Below are 16,395 nucleotides of genomic sequence, written 5' to 3' on the forward strand. Positions count from 1 at the left end.
TACGGCAACTCCGTTATGTCCCTCCGGGGCTATGACAGTGCGGGTTCCCTTACGGCTCTTTCTCGCTCCAAGAGCTGGGCGACAAATGCGGTATTGAAATCCCCGCTTGTAAACTCCGCGCTTTCGAGGATTCTCTTCTGGAACTGCGCCGTGGTTGTGACGCCGTCAACGACGAGTTCATCGAGAGCACGGATCATGCGGGCAATTGCCTCATCGCGATCCTGACCCCAACAAATCAGCTTGCCGATCATCGAGTCGTAGTATGGAGGGATGCGGTAACCCGATTCGATGTGGGTATCCATCCTTACCCCGAAGCCGCCAGGCGCCCGGAAGTTGGTAATCTTCCCGGGACCCGGAGCGAAGTTGTTCTCAGGGTCCTCTGCGTTGATGCGACACTCGATCGCATGGCCGCTGAAAACGATGTCGTCCTGTTCCAAGCCCAGGAGCGACCCGCCGGCGATGTGCAGCTGGAGCTTGATGAGGTCGATGCCGCTGACCATCTCCGAAACGGGGTGCTCCACCTGAATCCGGGTGTTCATCTCGATAAAGTAGTACTTGCGCTCGATGTTGTCGAAAACGAATTCGACGGTTCCGGCATTCCGATAACCCGCTTCCTTGCAGAGGGCTACCGCGGCCTGCGCCAGGCCTTCTCGCAGGTCTGCATCCAGGACCGGAGAGGGCGATTCCTCGACCAGCTTCTGGTTCCGGCGTTGCGCGGTGCAGTCGCGTTCCCCCACATGCAGTGCTGTGTGGCCATCCGAGATCAACTGGATTTCAATGTGCCGGATGTCGGTGAGATAGCGCTCGAGATATACCGAGGGATCCCCGAAGGCCACCTCGGCCTCGGACATGATCTCTGCCAGGTCCTTTTCGAGCGTTTCCGCAGCTTGGACGACGCGCATCCCTCGTCCACCACCGCCTGCAGCCGCCTTGATGAGAAGTGGGTAGCCGACCTCGCTCGCCACCGCCAGCGCTTCACTGAACTCGGCGATCGCTCCCGCCGAACCGGGGACGGTTGGCACCCCGGCTTGACGCGCGATCTTCTTCGCCTCGATTTTGTCGCCCATGCGCCGGATGACGTGGGAAGCGGGGCCAATGAAGGTGACACCTTCCTGTTCGCACATTTCGGCGAAATCGGCGTTCTCGGACAGGAAGCCGTAGCCGGGATGGATAGCATCAACCTTGAAGGCCAACGCCGCCCCCAATACCGCGCGGGCATCGCGGTAGCTCAGGTTCGCTTGTGCCGGACCGATACAGATGGATTGATCCGCCATTTTGACGGGCAGGGAGTCCGCGTCGGCCTCCGAATGCGCGATCACGCTACGGATGCCCAGTTCTTTGCACGCCCTGACGACACGCAGGGCTATCTCGCCGCGATTCGCGATGAGCACGCTCTTAAGGGGTTCAACCATCCGTTCCTCCTGTTGCGCCACCGGTCATGCCCTGCGCTTAATCACCATGAGCGGCTGACCGAATTCGACCGCCTGCTCGTTGTCGACCAAGATCCTGGCAACGGTGCCCTCGACCTGGGCCTCGACGTTGCTCATCAGCTTCATGACCTCCACGATGCATAGCACCGAGTCGGCAGTGACGCTGTCGCCGACGGAAACGAAGTGGGGCGCACCGGGCTTGGGCGACGCGTAGAAGATACCAACCATCGGTGCCTTGATCAGCACCTCGTCGGGTGCCAGCGTGTCGGCGGGCGACGGTTCGCTCGCGGAGGGTGCTGGCGCTGCGGCCACCGGCGCGGGCGCGGCCACCGGCGCGGCCGCTACTGGCGCGGCCGCAACTGGCGTCGCGGGAGCGGTGCCGGGCCGCTGGCGGTCGCGCGAGATGAACAACTCCACATCGCCGAACTTAAGCGAGACCTCTCGCACGTCCTCGGCGAGGTTCACCCAATCGACGATCGCGCGGAGTTCCTTGATATCAGGTGGGTTAAGCTGCATTTTCACTCTTTCCTTTTTCAATGCTGATCTGCAGGTGTCCTGCTTTTAGCGTCTTCGTTCCGGTCGCGCTCTTCTCATGGAGTGCCTTGATCAGGCCAAGGAACGGCCGGTGAATCTCCTCGGCGTTTCCGCCCGCCTGCACGGTTTTCTTCATCTCATCAACCTGGGAACCAGCGAACATTGCCCGGAGGAGCAGAAAGTCGATGCCCTCATCGGGGTGGCGTTCACGCAGATCGGGGAGCATCGGTGCGGTCGGGGCGGGTTCGAGCGCAATGTTCGATGCGCCGTTGGCAATGATCCGTTCCATGAGCGCGGGCTCAATGGGTGCCAACAACTTGCCGTAGTAGCCGAGGACGTATTTCTTGATCTCGTTCGGCACGATCGAGTAGCGCTCACCTGAAATCACGTTCATGACCGCCTGGGTCCCCACGAATTGGGCGAACGGAGTGATCATGATCGGGAACGCCAGCTCGGAACGCACCCGGGCCACTTCATGGAGGAGTTCGTCGAAGCGATGCGACAGTCCCGCCGTCGCCAGCTGCGAATGGAAGTTCGACAGCATGCCGCCGGGAAGCTGGTGCATGAAGTGCAGGCCGTTGTATGCAACCGGATGGCCAACCGGCTTGTCCTCCGCCTCGGCTATGGCCGACAGCTGCTTACTGATCGTCTCGATCCGCTCGTCGTCGACGTTGACCTTGTATCCGAGCGCGCGCAGATCGCGCACGATGTCCTGCGTCGCCGGTTGTGCGGCGCCGTTCGCCAACGGCGCGATCGAGGTGTGCAACGCGTCGCATCCCAGTTCGACGGCTTCGACGTAGACGAGCGGCGCGAGCCCCGTCAGGCAGTGGCTGTGAAGCTCGAGGGACCTGTCCCCAATAGCTGCCTTGAGGGCGGGCACAAGGGTGCGGATGCGGTCGGGTGTCAAGAGTCCAGCGGCGTCCTTGAGCATGATGGCATCGACATCGGCCTTCTCGATCAACTCAAGCGCCTTGGCGACGAAGAGTTCGTCGGTGTGCACCGGGCTCTCGCTGAAGGAAACCGCGCCAAAGGTGGAGGCACCCAGTTGCTTGGCCCGGATCAGGCCGGGAGCTATGTTGTCGATGTCGTTGAGGCCATCGAACGAGCCAATGACCCGAAAGCCGTTGGCGTACAGGTTCTCAACCCAGGCCTCGATGACGTCGTCGGCCAAGAAGTCGAATGCGGCGATGTTTTTGGAGCGAATCAGTGCCCTGAAGCGGGTGTTGGGCGCGCTCTGGTGAGCCAGCCGTACCCGCTCCCACGGGTCCTCTTTCAGGTAGCGGACCGCCACGTCGAACTGGATCGGCGCCATGAGGTCAACCTGCTCGAAACCAACCTTGTCGAAATCACCGGCCATCGAAACGATGTGCTCGGTGCGCATCCGGGTGGCCCAGAGGCTCTGATGCGCATCGCGCAGGGTCGTGTCGATGATCTTGATTTCACGACGGCTGTTCGCCGGACGCCCACCAAGGCTCATCACGGAGGTAATGCTTTCCGGGCTAGTTGTCGAATTCATCGATCTCCAAGTTCATTTCGCCACCATACCGAGCGATCGCTCGGTAGCTAACTGTAATCAGGCCCACGTTCACCGTCAAGCGCCAAACGCTCAGTGCTCCGTCCGTGGAGTCCAGGCGGCGGCGCGGGGTGGATGCCCCGCCGGGCCGATGTCTCCCGTGCGGCTGGCTGCGGCTCGGGCGCGGCGCACGAAAGTGCCCTGCCGCGACCTTTTGGGCCTCCGCGCCACCGGCCGACGGGCCGGCGCCGCGCTCTTCAGTGCACCGTGCCGTCCGCCGTGTAATCTGTTGCCAAGACAATTGAACACTGTTCAGGAGGACGGCCATGACGGAAACCATTGATCGACAGCAGGCGGAAACGGGGGGCGCGCGTCCGGCGGACCTTGCCCGGCGGATCCTGGAGGGCCACCGGCTCACCGAGGCGGAGGCGCTCGCCATCCTCTCCGTGCCGGACGCCGAAACGCTCGGCCTGGTCGCCGCGGCCGGAACGCTCCGCCGCCGCCACTTTGCCGACACGGTCAAGGTCAACTACCTGGTCAACCTGAAGTCCGGCCTCTGCCCCGAGGACTGCACGTACTGCTCGCAGCGGCTCGGCTCGGCCGCGCAGATCCTCAAATACAGCTGGCTCAAGCCGGAGGAGGCCGTGCAGCAGGCAACCCTCGGCATCCGCGGGGGCGCGACGCGCGTCTGCATGGTCGCCAGCGGCAAGGGGCCCTCGGACCGCGACGTCGAGCGCGTCGCCGGAATGGTGGGGCAGCTCAAGGACGAGCACCCCGGCGTCGAGGTCTGCGCCTGCCTGGGCATCCTGAAGCAGGGCCAGGCCGAGACGCTGCGCGGGGCCGGCGTCGACGCCTACAACCACAACCTCAACACCGCCGAGTCCAAGTACCAGGACATCTGCACCACGCACGAGTACGCGGACCGCGTCGCCACCGTCGAGAAGGCCAAGGACGCGGGCCTGTCCCCGTGCTCCGGGCTGATTGTCGGCATGGGGGAGAGCGACGCGCAGCTCGTCGAGGCCGTCTTCGCGCTGCGCGAGCTGGACAGCGACTCGATCCCGGTCAACTTCCTCATGCCGTTCGAGGGCACCCCGCTGGAGGGCACGTGGGAGCTGACCCCGCTGCGCTGCCTGCGGATCCTCGCCATGGTCCGTCTCGCCTGCCCGGACAAGGAACTGCGCATCGCCGGCGGCCGCGAAATGCACCTGCGCTCGCTGCAGGCCACCGCGCTGGAGGTGGCGAACTCCCTCTTCCTCGGCGACTACCTCACCTCCGAGGGTCAGGACGCCGAGGCGGACCTGGCCATGATCGCCGACGCCGGCTTCACCATCCTGGGGCACGACGCCGGTGCCTCGGCCTCCAGCCCCGTCCTCCGGCAGCGCGGGGCGGGAACCGGCGCCGCCCCGAACGCGTGAGCCCGCGGCTCCTGGAGCGCGACGCCGGCCTCTTGTGGCACCCGTACGCGCCGCTGGACGGCGGGGCGCTGTTCGCCGTCACGGGCGCGTCCGGTCCCACGCTCACGTTGGACGACGGCGCCGGCCGCCACACGGTGATCGATGGCATGGCGTCCTGGTGGTCCGCGGTCCACGGCTACGGGCACCCGGCGCTCGACGCCGCGGCGGCCCGCCAACTCGGCGACTTCAGCCACGTGATGTTCGGCGGACTGACGCACGCCCCCGCCGTCGAACTAGCCGAACGCCTGGTGCGCATGGCCCCCGAGGGGCTGGAGCACGTCTTCCTCGCCGACTCGGGCTCCGTCTCGGTCGAGGTCGCGCTGAAGGCCGCCGTCCAGTACCAGGCCGCGTCCGGCAGGCCGGGTCGGCAGCGGTTCCTGACCATCCGCGGCGGCTACCACGGCGACACCTTCGCGGCCATGAGCGTGTGCGACCCGGTGGACGGGATGCACGCGGCCTTCCCCGGGCTCGTCGCCGGGCAGGTCCACGCCCCGCGGCCCCCGGCCGCACGCCTGCGCGTGCCCGACGGCCAGCCACTGGATTCCGGGACCTGGGAGTACGACGCCGGAGCGCTGGCCGCGTGGGAGGCCGAACTCGGGCGGTTGGCCGGCACGCACGAGGCGGAACTGGCCGCGATCGTCGTCGAACCGGTGTTGCAGGGGGCCGGCGGGATGCATGTCTACCCGCCCGAGGCCCTGCGGATGCTGCGCCGCGCGGCCGATCGGCACGGGCTGCTGCTGATCGTTGACGAGATCGCCACCGGCTTCGGCCGGACCGGAAAACTCTTCGCCAGCGAGTGGGGCGGCGTGGTGCCGGACATCATGTGCGTGGGCAAGGCGCTGACCGGCGGCTACCTGAGCCTGGCGGCCGTGTTGTGCCACACGCGCGTCGCCGCGGCCCTGTCCGGATCGGAACACGGCGCGATCCTGCACGGCCCCACGTTCATGGGGAACCCGCTGGCCTGCGCGGTGGCCGCGGCTTCGCTGGACCTGCTCGCCGCGGGGGAGTCCGAACCCGCCTGGCGGGAGTCCACCACCGCCCTGCACCACTCCTTGACCACCGCGCTGCGTCCCGCTTCGGGCCTCCGGAGCGTGAGCGACGTCCGGGTGCTCGGCGGCGTCGGCGTCGTGGAACTGGATCGCCCGGTCGACGTCGTCGCCGTCACCCGCGCCGCCGTCCGCCACGGCGCCTGGGTGCGGCCGTTCCGGAACCTCGTCTACGTGATGCCCCCCTATGTCTGTGTGCCGGAGGACATCGCCGTACTGGGTGCGGCCGTGACCGCCGCGATCGCCGAGGTTCACGACGGCGCCGGAGAGGACCACTGATGGGTTCCATGCACGACTGGATCGCCGGACGCGCCCGGGTGCGGGCGGACCGCGGCACCGTCCGCGACACCCGCGGCGCCGCCGGGCTCTACGACCTGGCGTCCAACGACTACCTCGGGTTGGCCCGGGATCCGCGGCTGGCCGAGGCCTCGCGCCGGGCCGTTGCGGAGTTCGGCGCCGGGGCCGCCGCCAGCCGGGTGGTCACCGGAACCCTCCCGGTGCACGACGAGCTCGAGTCCGCCCTTCGCACCCTGACCGGCCGGGACGCCGCGCTGGTGTTCTCCAGCGGATACACGGCCAACCTGGGCGTGCTCGGCGCGCTCGGGGGACCCGGGACGCTGGTGGTGCTGGACGCCCACGCGCACGCCAGTCTCATCGACGGCGCCCGGCTCTCCCGCAGCCCGGTCGAAACCGCCCGGCACAACGACGCCGCACACGTCCGCGAGCTGCTCGCGCGCCGCACGGTGCCGCGCGCCGTCGTCGTGGTGGAGTCCGTGTACTCGGTCCTGGGCGACGCGGCGCCGCTGCGCGAACTGGCCCGCGCCTGCCGGGAACTGGACGCGCTGCTGGTGGTCGACGAGGCGCACTCGCTCGGGGTCCACGGGGCCGGGGCCGTCCACGCGGCCGGGCTGGCGCGGGACCCCGACGTCGTCGTGACCGCGACGCTGTCCAAGGCACTCGGGGCGCAGGGCGGCGCCGTCCTGGCCGCCGGGCCGCCCGCCGAGGCCCTGCGCGAACACCTGGTCAACACCGCGCGCACCTTCCTGTTCGACACCGGGCTGGCCCCCGGACCCGCCGCGGCCGCGGCGGAGGCGGCCCGCATCGTCGCCTCCGAACCCGGGCTCCCCGGCTTGCTCGCCGAACGGTCGGACCGGATCGCCGCCGCGCTCGCCGGCCCGGGCTTCGAATCCGGGACCGGCGCCGTGCACTCGGTCCGCGTGGGAGACGCCGCCGTGGCCACCGCGGCGGCCGGGGAACTGCGCACCCGGGGCATCGCCGTCGGCTGCTTCCGGACGCCCAGCGTGCCCGACGGCGTCTCCCGCCTCCGCGTGACCGCACGCGCCAACCAGAACGCGGCGGACCTCGACCGGGCGCTCGCCGAGGTCGCCGACGTCCTGCGCCGCAGCGACCGGTGCGCCAGCGACCGCCCGTCCCGTGAGGAAGCCACCGCATGACCAGGACCGACACCGACGGACGCTACCTGCGCGTGCGGGACCCCGACACGGTACGCGATGTCCTGCGGCGCACCGAGGAGTTCCTGCCGGAGAACGCGCTCACCGCCGTCGTGCCGTTGTGTCCCGAGGCGCTGCGGGTGCTGGCGCGCGTCGGCTTCTCGCTGCCTCCGGTGCTCGCGTCGGCGTCCGGTCCGGAACATCTGGACGTTCGGCGGACGGTCGCAGCGTTCTTCAGCCCGGGGAAGGTCGGCGCGCTGGAGGCGGACATCGCCGCGTTGGCGGCTGACGCCGCGGAGGCCGCCCGGGAACGGATGACTGTCGGGGACGACGTGGACCTGGGGGAGGCGCTGGCGTCGGTGGTGCCGCCGGCCATCATGGCCCGGCTGACCGGAACCGCGGTCCCCGACGGCGACGCCCTGCAGCGGTGGAGCCGCGACTCGCTCGAGCTGTTCTGGGGGTGGCCGGACCCCGCACGGCAGGTGGAGCTGGCCCGCAGCGCGGCGGAGTTCTACGCGTGGCTTCGGGGCGAGGTGGAGGCGTCGCGGGGGAGCGGAAACCTGTTCGGCGTCCTGCACGACGCCGGACTCGACGTCCGGCGGATCTGCTCGCTGGGGTACTTCCTGGTCATCGCCGGTCAGGAAACGACCGCCCTGCTGATCAACACCGTGCTGTACCGGACGCTGCGGGACCGGGAGGCGTGGGCGGCGTGCCGCGAGGAACCGGCGGCCCGCGCGCAGGTCCGCAGGATCCTGGCGAGCGAGTCGTCCGTGCACACGTGGCGGCGCCGGGCCGTCACGCCGGCCGTCGTCGACGGGCACAGCCTGCCGGCGGGGGCGGAGATCGTTCTGGAGCTGAGCGGGCACCACGCCGCGGGCGACTCCAGCGGCTACGCCCTGGCGTTCGGCTACGGGTTGCACCGGTGTCTGGGCGCGCGCCTGGCCGAGCTGGAGGCCGTGGTGGCGCTGCGGGAGGCGGCGCGGCTGCTTCCCGCGGCGGTGGGGACGGGGCCGGAGCCGCCGTGGCTGCGGTTGTTGTCCTTCCAGGCGCCGCTGCGGGTTGCCGCCCGGATGGCCGGGGAGGGGTCCGCATGATCCTCATGGTCACGGGAACGGACACCGGCGTCGGCAAGACGGTTGCGACGGCGGCACTGGCGGCCGCGCTGGACGCGGCCGGGCGGCGCACGGCCGTCTACAAGCCTGTGCAGACCGGGGAGCCGGCCGCGGGGCACGGAGCCGAACACCCGGGTGGCGACATCGGCGAGGTGGCGCGGTTGGCCGGGCCGGGCATTGGGGTGGCGGAGGGCGCCCGGTTGGCCGAACCCATGGCTCCGGTCGCGGCGGCCGCCGCCGAAGGGGCCGGGCTGCCCACGCTCGCGGAGCACGCGGGGCGCGTTGCGGCGCTGGGCGGGGCGAACGACGGCGTGCTGGTCGAGGGGGCGGGCGGCGTCCTGGTGGAGCTGACCGCAGCCGGGGAGACGATCGCGGACCTGGCGCTGGCCGCCGGCGGCGCGATGCTGGTGGTGGCGCGGGCGGGCCTGGGGACGCTGAACCACACGCTGCTGACGCTGGAGGCCCTGGGCGCGCGCGGGGTGCCGGTCGCCGGAGTGCTGATCGGGGCCTGGCCCGCCGTCCCGACCGCGGTGGAGTTGTCCAACGAGGAGTTCCTGCGGGACGCGTGCCTGAAACGGGGCATCGAGTGGTGGGGGAAGCTGCCCGCCGGATCCGCCGGGCTTTCCCCGGCGAAGTTCCGCGCACGGGCCGCTTCGTTGCTGGGGCGGGCGGCGGTCGTATACTCGAACGGAGCCGATTCATGAATTTTGTCCGAGTTGAAAGGTTCCACCATGACAACGCCGTCCACTGGAATTGACCATTCAGTCGCGCCCGGGATGCGCGCTCCGGCGGAGGATCCCCGCGTCATCATGCGCAAACGCATCGGACTGGCAGCCGGCGTGCTGTTGGCCGTGGCCGTGTACTTCCTGCTCCCGGCGGACCTTGAACAGGCCGGCCGGACGACGGCGGCGATCGCGGCCCTGATGGCCGTCTGGTGGATGACCGAGGCCGTTCCGTTGGCCGTGACCGCGCTACTGCCCCTGGTGCTCTTTCCCGTGCTCAACGTGGCGCCGATCGACGACGTCGCGCCGCCCTACGCCAATCCCATCATTTTCCTGTTCATGGGCGGCTTCCTGCTTGCCCTGGCCCTGCAACGCTGGAACCTGCACCGGCGCATCGCCTTGGCGACGGTCCTGCTGGTGGGCACCAAGCCGAAGATGCTCATTGCCGGATTCATGGTCGCCACCGGATTCCTGAGCATGTGGGTCTCCAACACGGCCACCGCCGTGATGATGATTCCCATCGGGCTCTCGGTCATCACGCTCGTCGCGGAGTCCGGCAACGGCACACGCGCGCCGAAGAACTTCAGCATCGCCCTGATGCTCGGTATCGCGTATGCGGCGTCCATCGGTTCGCTCGGCACCATCATCGGGACCCCGCCCAACGCGCTGATGGTCGGCTACCTGGCCGAGAACCACGACATCACGGTCGGGTTCGGCCAATGGATGCTGGTGGGCGTTCCCATGTCCATCGTCTTCATGGCCATCGCCTGGTTTCTGCTCACCAGCGTCATCTACAAGCCCGAAATGGATGAGATCCCCGGCGGCCGTCAACTGATCAACAGTGAGTACAAGAAGCTCGGTTCGATGAGCGTCGGCGAAAAACAGGTCCTGGTGATCTTCGTACTCGCCGCCGCGGCCTGGATCTGCGTGCCGTTCCTCTGGCCGGAGTCCAACATCGCCGACGCCGTCATCGCCATGGCCGTCGCCGTCGTGCTGTTCGTCCTCCCGGCGGATGTCCGGAAGGGCGTTCCCCTGCTGGATTGGTCGAGCGCGAAGGCCTTGCCCTGGGACATCCTCATCCTCTTCGGCGGCGGCCTGGCGCTGTCCTCCCAGTTCGGATCCAGCGGCCTGAGCGAATGGATCGGCACGAAAGTCGCAGGCCTCGAGGCGCTTCCACTGATCCTGCTCGTCGCCGTCATCGCCGGACTGGTCCTCCTGCTCACCGAACTCACCAGCAACACCGCGACCGCCGCGACTTTCCTGCCCCTGATCGGCGGCGTCGCCATCGGACTCGGCATCGACCCCATGCTGCTGGTCATCCCCGTGGCGATCGCCGCGACCTGTGCGTTCATGCTGCCGGTGGCCACGCCGCCCAACGCCATCGCCTTCGCCTCCGGCCACGTCCAGATCAACGACATGGTCCGGGCCGGCGTCTGGCTGAACCTCATCGCCCTGGTCCTGACCACGATCACCACGCTCACCCTCGCCGCCTGGGTCTTCGGGCTCGTCTACTGACAGAACGCGGCACCGGCCGGACGCCGCCTCCTGTGGATAACTCGCATGTTGTGGCCCACTCCGGTAAACTCGGCGCGTAAGAGCCCCTATCTCTTACGCGCGCCCCCGGGACGGGGCGCGGGCGAGTGGTCAGGGGCGTTCTTGTGTCCGGCACCGCCGGAACCCGGTGCGAACCGGTCTGGCCGAACCAGCAAGGGGAGGATCCCATGCCAGCAATCGTGATCGTCGGAGCCCAGTGGGGCGACGAGGGCAAAGGCAAGGCCACCGATCTGCTCGGGGGGCGCGTCGACTACGTCGTCAAGCCCAACGGCGGCAACAACGCCGGGCACACCGTCGTCGTCGGCGGCGAGAAGTACGAGCTCAAGCTCCTTCCCGCGGGCATCCTTTCCCCGAACGCCATCCCGATCATCGGCAACGGCTGCGTGGTGAACCTCGAGGCGCTCTTCGAGGAGATCGAGGGACTCGAGGCCCGCGGCGCCGACACCTCCAAGCTCCGCGTCTCCGCCAACGCCCACCTCGTGGCCCCGTACCACCAGACCATGGACAAGGTCACCGAACGCTTCCTCGGCAAGCGCGCCATCGGCACCACCGGCCGCGGAATCGGCCCGGCGTACATGGACAAGGTGGGACGCCTCGGCATCCGCGTCCAGGACGTCTTCGACGAATCCATCCTGCGCCAGAAGGTCGAAGGGGCTCTGCGCCAGAAGAACGAGCTGCTGGTCAAGATCTACAACCGCCGCACCGTGGAGACGGAGGAGATCGTCCAGTACTTCCTCTCCTACGCCGAACGCCTGCGCCCCCTGATGATCGACGCCACCCTCGAGCTGAACACGGCCCTGGACGAGGGCAAGGTGGTCCTCATGGAGGGCGGCCAGGCCACCCTTCTCGACGTCGACCACGGCACCTACCCGTTCGTCACGTCCTCGAACCCGACGGCGGGCGGCTCGTCCGTCGGCTCGGGCATCGGCCCCACGCGCATCACCCGGTCCATCGGCATCGTCAAGGCCTACACCACCCGCGTCGGCGCCGGACCGTTCCCCACGGAGCTCTTCGACGAGATGGGCGAATACCTGCAGAAGACCGGCGGCGAGTTCGGCGTGAACACCGGCCGCCCGCGCCGTTGCGGCTGGTACGACGCCGTTCTGGCGCGCTATTCCGCGCGGGTGAACGGATTCACGGACTACTTCGTGACGAAGCTGGACGTCCTGACGGGCATCGAGCGGATTCCGGTGTGCGTCGCGTACGACGTCGACGGCGTGCGCCACGACGAGATGCCGATGACGCAGACCGACTTCCACCACGCGAAGCCGATCTTCGAGCACTTCGAGGGCTGGACCGAGGACATCACCGGGGCGCGGACGCTGGAGGATCTTCCGGAGAACGCGCGGAACTACGTCCTGGCGCTGGAGAAGATGTCCGGCGTGCGGTTCTCGGCCATCGGCGTCGGTCCGGACCGCGACCAGACGATCGTGCGTCACGACCTCGTCAACGGTTAGGCCTCGACGGGCAGGGATTCGCGGCTAGAGTCGGGGGAATGGCAACCAGTTCCCCCGCTTCCGGTTTCGTCGGCGTCCGAGGCGCCCGCGAAAACAACCTGCGCAACGTGGACGTCGATGTCCCCCGGGACGCCGTGGTGGCGTTCACGGGGGTCTCCGGATCCGGCAAGTCCTCGCTCGCGTTCGGCACGATCTACGCCGAGGCCCAGCGCCGGTACTTCGAATCCGTGGCCCCGTACGCGCGCCGGCTCCTGACCCAGGGCCACAACCCGCAGGTGGAGGAGATCACCGGGCTGCCGCCCGCCGTCGCCCTCCAGCAGCGCCGGGGAACGGCCAGTTCGCGATCGACCGTCGGGACGATCACCACGCTCTCCAACTCGCTGCGCATGCTGTTCTCCCGTGCCGGCAGGTACCCGGAAGGCGCAACTAGGCTGGATTCGGACTCGTTCTCGCCCAACACGGCCGCCGGGGCCTGCCCGGTCTGCCACGGACTCGGCGTCGCGCACACGGTCACCGAGGCGTCCCTGGTCCCGGATCCCTCGCTGAGCATCCGCGACGGCGCCATCGCGGCGTGGCCCGGCGCCTGGCAGGGCAAGAACCTCCGCGACATCGTCACCGTCCTGGGCCACGACGTCGACGTCCCTTGGCGCAAGCTGCCGCGGAAGACGCGCGACTGGATCCTCTTCACCGAGGAACAGCCGGTCGTCGAGGTGAACCCGGAGCGGGACCGCGTGGCGAAGCCGTACAAGGGCCGGTTTTGGAGCGCCAAGAGCTATGTCATGCACACGCTCGCGGACTCGAAGAGCCAGACCATGCGCGACCGCGTGCTCCGCTACATGGAATCCGGCCCGTGCGCCGAATGCGGCGGCAGCGGCCTGCGCGCCGAGGCCCTGGCCGTCACGTTCGACGGCGCCACCATCGCGGACCTCAACGCCCTGCCGATGACCGTGCTCGCCGAGCGGCTGCGCTCCTGCGATCCGGCCAGCGCCGGCGGGCCCAACATTGCGGACATCGCCGCGCCCATCACGGAGGATCTGGTGCGGCGCGTCGACGTGCTGCTCGGCCTGGGGCTCGGCTACCTCGCGCTCGGCCGGACCACGCCCACGCTCTCCCCGGGCGAAACGCAGCGGCTGCGCATCGCCACCCAGCTGCGGTCGGGGCTCTTCGGCGTCGTCTACGTGCTGGACGAGCCGTCCGCCGGACTCCATCCCGCGGACGCCGAACCCCTACTGGCCGTACTGCAGCAGCTCAAGGAGGCCGGAAACTCGGTCTTCGTCGTCGAGCACAACATGGACGTGGTGCGCCGGGCGGACTGGATCGTCGACGTCGGGCCGCACGCCGGCGAGGGCGGAGGCGACGTCCTCTACAGCGGGCCGGTGGAGGGGCTGGCCGACGTCGGCGCCTCCATCACGCGCGGCTTCCTGTTCGACGGCGACGGGTCGGCCTCCGGAGCGCGCCCGGATTCCGCCGGGGGTGGCGGCGCGCGCGAGGCGGTGGGCCGGATCCGCCTGGAGGGCATCGAACTGCACAACCTGCGCTCGCTGACCGCCGAGTTCCCACTGGGCGTGATGACCGCGGTGACAGGCGTCTCGGGCTCCGGGAAGTCCTCGCTCGTGCGGGTCGTGGCGGACTCGGTGCGCCGGCACGTCAGGCCGGAGGCTCGCGCCGCGGCCGCGGACGGACCGGCGGACGGCGAGCCCGAGGTCCCCGAGGCGGTGGCGTCCGTGGCGCACGTCGCCGGGCTGGAGACCCTCGACCGGCTGGTGACGGTGGACCAGAAGCCCATTGGGCGGACGCCGCGCTCCAACCTGGCCACCTACACCGGCCTATTCGACTCCGTCCGGAAGGCCTTCGCCGGGACGGACGAGGCGCGGCGGCGGGGATACGGCGTCGGCCGGTTCTCCTTCAACGTCGCCGAGGGGCGGTGCCCCACGTGCCAGGGCGAGGGCTTCGTCGCCGTCGAGCTCCTGTTCCTGCCCGGAAGCTACGGCCCCTGCCCAGACTGCCACGGTGCGCGCTACAACCCCGAAACGCTGGAGGTCACGTACCGGGGCAGGAACATCGCGGAGGTCCTTTCCCTGCCCGTCGACGACGCCGCCGAGTTCCTCGCGGACGTTCCCGCGGCCGCGCGGAGCCTCGCCACGCTGCGGGAGGTGGGCCTGGGGTACCTCCGGCTGGGACAGCCGGCCACGGAGCTCTCCGGCGGCGAGGCGCAGCGGATCAAGCTGGCCACCGAGATGCAGCGGCTGCAGCGCGGGCACACGCTCTACGTGCTGGACGAGCCGACGACGGGGCTGCACCCGGCCGACGTCGTGCGGCTGATGCGCCAACTCGACCGGCTGGTGGACGCCGGGAACACGGTGGTGGTGGTCGAACACAACATGGACGTGGTGGCGGCCGCCGACTGGGTGATCGACATGGGCCCGTCCGGCGGCGACAAGGGCGGGCGGCTCGTGGCCGCGGGCACTCCCGCGCAGGTCGCCGTCGCCAAGGGAAGCGCTACCGCGCCCTACCTCGCCGCGAGGCTTCCGGGGACGGAATCCTAGCGGCGGCGCGGTGCGCCTCGGCGACGAACCCGTCCGGCCGCACGACGACGACGGTGCCGTCCGGCAGGTGCCGTCCCGGGGCGGCGGCGAACCCATGCAACGGAAAGCCGTGGCGCCGCCCAACCTCGCCGCCCAACGCCGCCGCGGACGGTCCGTAGGCGTGGACCTGCCAGCAGGCGTCCTGCAGCGGGGCGTGGTTGTCGGGGACCCAGGGGAGCCGGCGACCCACCAGCCTGCCGCGGCGGTTCCACCGCGCCAGACCGCGGGTGGCCTCCGCGGCGCGGCGCTCCGACTCCGTCATCCAGTAGTGGATCCGGATCTGGGACACGTACCCGAACATCCTGCCGCCGGCCGGCGACCGCGGCACCAGCCTGATGGCCACCGGCCACACGCGCGGCAGCACCACGGTCCGCAGGGCACGCGCCGCCCGGGAGGTGGAGGTCACCGCGGTGAACACCCGGTCCGTCGTCGAGACCAGCCGCAGTGCCACGGGCCGGCGTTCCGCTCCGTAGCGGTCCAGATAGTCCCGGGGCATGCGGCCACACAGCACATCGGCCAGCTTGCAGACCAGGTTGTGGGCGTCCTGGAGGCCGGTGTTCATCCCCTGCGCGCCGACCGGGGAGTGGATGTGGGCCGCGTCCCCGGCCAGGAACACCCTGCCGTGACGGAAGGCGTCGGCCACACGGTGGTGCACCCGGTACGTCGCGAACCACCCGGCGCCGGTGTAGCGGATGCCGAAGTCGCCGGCGAGCGTGGCGCGTGCCCGCCCCTCGTCGACGGCGGCGGCTTCCTGACCGATCGGCGCGGCATCGTCTTCTTGGCGAACGATCCCGAGCAGCCGCACACGTTCGCCGCCGGAGCCGTCCGGGCCCATGGGGAAGGCGAGCATGAAGTTCTCCTCGCTGACGCGCAGGTTGATGCCGGACCCCGTCCCGGACACGCCGTTGGCGTCCACCACGTAGAAGACCTGCTCGCTCGTGGCGCCCTGGAACCCGATGCCGAGTGCGCGGCGGACGGGGGAGGACGCGCCGTCGGCGCCGATCACGTACCGGGCCAGGATCCTGATGCGCCCCTCGGGGCCGTCCGCTTCGACGGCGACGCGGCCGTCGTCGTGCATTTGCTCCAGCGAGACGAAGGCGTGGTTCCACCAGACGGCGCGGCCGCGCGCGGCGAGGCGCCGGGACAGGATCTCCTCGTTGTCGCTCTGTTCGAGGATGTGGATACCGGGGTACTTCGTCAGCCCGTGGCCCATCCGCCCCAGCGGAAGCGCTCCGAGCGTGCGCACACCCACCCCCGGGCGCAATTCGGACGCCGGAACCGCCCGCCGCAGCACCTCGTCGACGACCCCGAGCTGCCGGTAGATCTCCATGGTCCGCGAATGCACGCCGAGTGCGCGGGACTCCCGCGTGGGGCCCGGCTTGGCGTCGATGACCATGGCGTGGATCCCCAGCTTCTCCAGCCAGTTGCCGGCCATCAGGCCGGTCGGTCCGGCGCCGACCACCACGACCTCGGTGCGCAACAAGGCAGTGCCCATGACCACAGGCTACGCTCGGCGACGCGGTCTGGGTACGCTGGA

12 protein-coding genes are annotated in these 16,395 nt (G+C 69.6%); 8 read left to right on the plus strand and 4 right to left on the minus strand.

Annotated features, from left to right (window positions below):
- Window positions 1–29: 29 nt before the first annotated feature.
- From accC to ACHAAJ_RS08830, 3 genes are read right to left on the minus strand one after another with little or no spacing between them, the layout of a single operon-like run.
- Window positions 30–1,412, minus strand: a complete 1,383-nt coding sequence (accC, locus tag ACHAAJ_RS08820) for an acetyl-CoA carboxylase biotin carboxylase subunit (protein ID WP_435727714.1) — start codon at window positions 1,410–1,412, stop codon at window positions 30–32.
- Between the two features lie 24 nt (window positions 1,413–1,436).
- On the minus strand, window positions 1,437–1,946 hold the full coding sequence (gene accB, locus ACHAAJ_RS08825; RefSeq protein WP_435727715.1) for an acetyl-CoA carboxylase biotin carboxyl carrier protein: 510 nt from the start codon (window positions 1,944–1,946) through the stop codon (window positions 1,437–1,439).
- Entirely contained in the window at window positions 1,936–3,480 is a 1,545-nt protein-coding gene (locus ACHAAJ_RS08830; RefSeq protein WP_435727716.1) for a pyruvate carboxylase subunit B, read from the minus strand. Before ACHAAJ_RS08830 ends, accB begins: the two co-directional genes overlap by 11 nt.
- A 323-nt stretch (window positions 3,481–3,803) precedes the next feature.
- Between ACHAAJ_RS08830 and bioB the strand changes: the two genes are divergently transcribed.
- From bioB to ACHAAJ_RS08870, 8 genes are all read left to right on the plus strand, one after another.
- Window positions 3,804–4,892 (plus strand): biotin synthase BioB, encoded by a 1,089-nt coding sequence (gene bioB, locus ACHAAJ_RS08835; RefSeq protein WP_435727717.1) that lies wholly within the window; start codon window positions 3,804–3,806, stop codon window positions 4,890–4,892.
- Window positions 4,889–6,256 carry an adenosylmethionine--8-amino-7-oxononanoate transaminase gene (locus ACHAAJ_RS08840; protein WP_435727718.1) on the plus strand — a complete coding sequence of 456 codons (1,368 nt, stop codon included), beginning with the start codon at window positions 4,889–4,891 and terminating at the stop codon, window positions 6,254–6,256. The genes bioB and ACHAAJ_RS08840 overlap by 4 nt, the downstream gene beginning before the upstream one ends.
- Window positions 6,256–7,431: an aminotransferase class I/II-fold pyridoxal phosphate-dependent enzyme gene (locus ACHAAJ_RS08845; RefSeq protein WP_435727719.1), complete on the plus strand. Its 1,176-nt coding sequence runs from the start codon at window positions 6,256–6,258 to the stop codon at window positions 7,429–7,431. The genes ACHAAJ_RS08840 and ACHAAJ_RS08845 overlap by 1 nt, the downstream gene beginning before the upstream one ends.
- The gene (locus ACHAAJ_RS08850; protein ID WP_435727720.1) at window positions 7,428–8,522 is read left to right on the plus strand and encodes a cytochrome P450; all 1,095 of its coding nucleotides are present in this window, start codon (window positions 7,428–7,430) and stop codon (window positions 8,520–8,522) included. The genes ACHAAJ_RS08845 and ACHAAJ_RS08850 overlap by 4 nt, the downstream gene beginning before the upstream one ends.
- The gene (bioD, locus tag ACHAAJ_RS08855) at window positions 8,519–9,244 is read left to right on the plus strand and encodes a dethiobiotin synthase (RefSeq protein ID WP_435727721.1); all 726 of its coding nucleotides are present in this window, start codon (window positions 8,519–8,521) and stop codon (window positions 9,242–9,244) included. The genes ACHAAJ_RS08850 and bioD overlap by 4 nt, the downstream gene beginning before the upstream one ends.
- A gap of 105 nt (window positions 9,245–9,349) precedes the next feature.
- The gene (locus ACHAAJ_RS08860; protein WP_435727722.1) at window positions 9,350–10,777 is read left to right on the plus strand and encodes an SLC13 family permease; all 1,428 of its coding nucleotides are present in this window, start codon (window positions 9,350–9,352) and stop codon (window positions 10,775–10,777) included.
- A 206-nt stretch (window positions 10,778–10,983) separates the two neighbouring features.
- On the plus strand, window positions 10,984–12,273 hold the full coding sequence (locus ACHAAJ_RS08865) for an adenylosuccinate synthase (protein WP_435727723.1): 1,290 nt from the start codon (window positions 10,984–10,986) through the stop codon (window positions 12,271–12,273).
- Window positions 12,274–12,311: 38 nt separating this feature from the next.
- Window positions 12,312–14,819 (plus strand): excinuclease ABC subunit UvrA, encoded by a 2,508-nt coding sequence (locus ACHAAJ_RS08870; protein ID WP_435727724.1) that lies wholly within the window; start codon window positions 12,312–12,314, stop codon window positions 14,817–14,819.
- Here ACHAAJ_RS08870 and ACHAAJ_RS08875 read toward each other — a convergent pair.
- On the minus strand, window positions 14,773–16,353 hold the full coding sequence (locus ACHAAJ_RS08875; protein WP_435727725.1) for an FAD-dependent monooxygenase: 1,581 nt from the start codon (window positions 16,351–16,353) through the stop codon (window positions 14,773–14,775). The genes ACHAAJ_RS08870 and ACHAAJ_RS08875 overlap by 47 nt on opposite strands.
- Window positions 16,354–16,395: the final 42 nt, after the last annotated feature.

It is taken from the genome of Arthrobacter arnarulunnguaqae, from assembly GCF_051262515.1.
Lineage (GTDB): Bacteria > Actinomycetota > Actinomycetes > Actinomycetales > Micrococcaceae > Arthrobacter_N.

What these genes read in the sequence shown, in the direction of transcription:
- accC (WP_435727714.1), bottom strand. Translation starts at nt 1,412, where the DNA reads ATGGTTGAACCCCTTAAGAGCGTGCTCATCGCGAATCGCGGCGAGATA.
- accB (WP_435727715.1), bottom strand. Translation starts at nt 1,946, where the DNA reads ATGCAGCTTAACCCACCTGATATCAAGGAACTCCGCGCGATCGTCGAT.
- ACHAAJ_RS08830 (WP_435727716.1), bottom strand. Translation starts at nt 3,480, where the DNA reads ATGAATTCGACAACTAGCCCGGAAAGCATTACCTCCGTGATGAGCCTT.
- bioB (WP_435727717.1), top strand. Translation starts at nt 3,804, where the DNA reads ATGACGGAAACCATTGATCGACAGCAGGCGGAAACGGGGGGCGCGCGT.
- ACHAAJ_RS08845 (WP_435727719.1), top strand. Translation starts at nt 6,256, where the DNA reads ATGGGTTCCATGCACGACTGGATCGCCGGACGCGCCCGGGTGCGGGCG.
- ACHAAJ_RS08850 (WP_435727720.1), top strand. Translation starts at nt 7,428, where the DNA reads ATGACCAGGACCGACACCGACGGACGCTACCTGCGCGTGCGGGACCCC.
- bioD (WP_435727721.1), top strand. Translation starts at nt 8,519, where the DNA reads ATGATCCTCATGGTCACGGGAACGGACACCGGCGTCGGCAAGACGGTT.
- ACHAAJ_RS08860 (WP_435727722.1), top strand. Translation starts at nt 9,350, where the DNA reads ATGCGCAAACGCATCGGACTGGCAGCCGGCGTGCTGTTGGCCGTGGCC.
- ACHAAJ_RS08865 (WP_435727723.1), top strand. Translation starts at nt 10,984, where the DNA reads ATGCCAGCAATCGTGATCGTCGGAGCCCAGTGGGGCGACGAGGGCAAA.
- ACHAAJ_RS08870 (WP_435727724.1), top strand. Translation starts at nt 12,312, where the DNA reads ATGGCAACCAGTTCCCCCGCTTCCGGTTTCGTCGGCGTCCGAGGCGCC.
- ACHAAJ_RS08875 (WP_435727725.1), bottom strand. Translation starts at nt 16,353, where the DNA reads ATGGGCACTGCCTTGTTGCGCACCGAGGTCGTGGTGGTCGGCGCCGGA.